The organism is Flagellimonas lutimaris, assembly GCF_003581615.1.
GTDB lineage: Bacteria > Bacteroidota > Bacteroidia > Flavobacteriales > Flavobacteriaceae > Flagellimonas > Flagellimonas lutimaris.
On sequence record NZ_QXFH01000074.1, the window covers coordinates 1 to 1,205 of the forward strand.

Annotated in this window: 1 protein-coding gene; it reads right to left on the bottom strand. The window is 36.1% G+C overall.

All coding sequences use genetic code 11. The features are described 5' to 3' along the window. Window positions 1-195: 195 nt before the first annotated feature. Window positions 196-1,119, bottom strand: a complete 924-nt coding sequence (locus D2V08_RS11990) for a PD40 domain-containing protein (RefSeq protein WP_119608409.1) — start codon at window positions 1,117-1,119, stop codon at window positions 196-198. Between the last annotated feature and the right edge of the window lie 86 nt (window positions 1,120-1,205).

The window sequence follows — 1,205 nt, forward strand, 5'->3', positions numbered from 1 at the left end:
GCTCGGGGGGTTGTGCCGCTTGCGGTACTGGCCGAGCGGCCGCAGGCATTTTTCCCAACGGTCTCGGCTATGAGTAGTTGCGTGGTTTAGCACTTAACTTTGCAAGTAGACACCAAACTGAAAATCCTCGTGGATTTTCAGAAGTAGGCGAGAACAAGCAATTACTTATAGCCATTGTTGGCGGTAGTTACTTTTCTATTGTTTTGGTTTTAGTTTTTCTATAACTTCTGTGCTTACCCAATAAATATTTGATAGTCCTGGTTCTATATCCCTTTCGTCTCTTCCAAAAAACATATACTTGCCGTCAGGGCTAATACTTGGTGCTTTTTCTGAAAAATTCGTGTTTACATTAGTTCCGAGATTAATTGGCTTTGACCAAGTTCCGTCTTGATTTTTGAAATAAACATATATATCGTTGTCTTTTCTACTTTCTTTTTCTTTATTCTTCGCAGTAACCAATAAATAATCATCATTTGGTGAGATAAAAGCGTGATGTCCCATATCAATTTCAACTTCCTTTGGTTCAATAAACTTGCCATTTTTGTTAGTGGCATAATAGGTTTTGAATTTTGATAAATTGAAGTAGTATAGTTCATTGTTCTTTGAATGATTAGCAAAGAATACCTTATCCTCATTTACTGGAGAATCAAGTTTAATAGCTTCACTCCATTCGTTCTTCAAGCGGTCAACGTACCATATCCTTTCATCTGAAAAAATAGAGTCAAATGCGGTAAAATAAATCCTTTTTCCATTGGAGCTCACAAAAGGATGCATTTCTTCTTTTTTCCTTCCTCTAGTAAAACTTATTTTTTTAACAGGAGTCCAAGTTCCATTGATTTTTTCAGAGAAATAAATTTGAGAGGGTTCGCCTTCTCGTTTAGCTTCAAAATAAAATTCTTTCAAGTCCGGAGAAAATGAAACAGTACTTTCAAATCTTCCATTTACCGAAACTATGTTTGGAGCGAAAACTTCGGGTATTAAGCTAGGTGGCTTTTGACCGAAATAAAAGTTTTCTTCGTTTGAAGAATTATCCTCTTTTGTGTTTGATTTATCTGTCTTGCAAGAACTAATAAAAAATATGAATATTAGTAATGAAAATTTAATTATAAGTTTTTTCATTGATTAGTTTGTTTTAATTACCGCCAACGGCCACGCGGCTATGGCGAGTAGTGTTGCGAGCTTGCTCGCATTAGCTACGGGGAGCC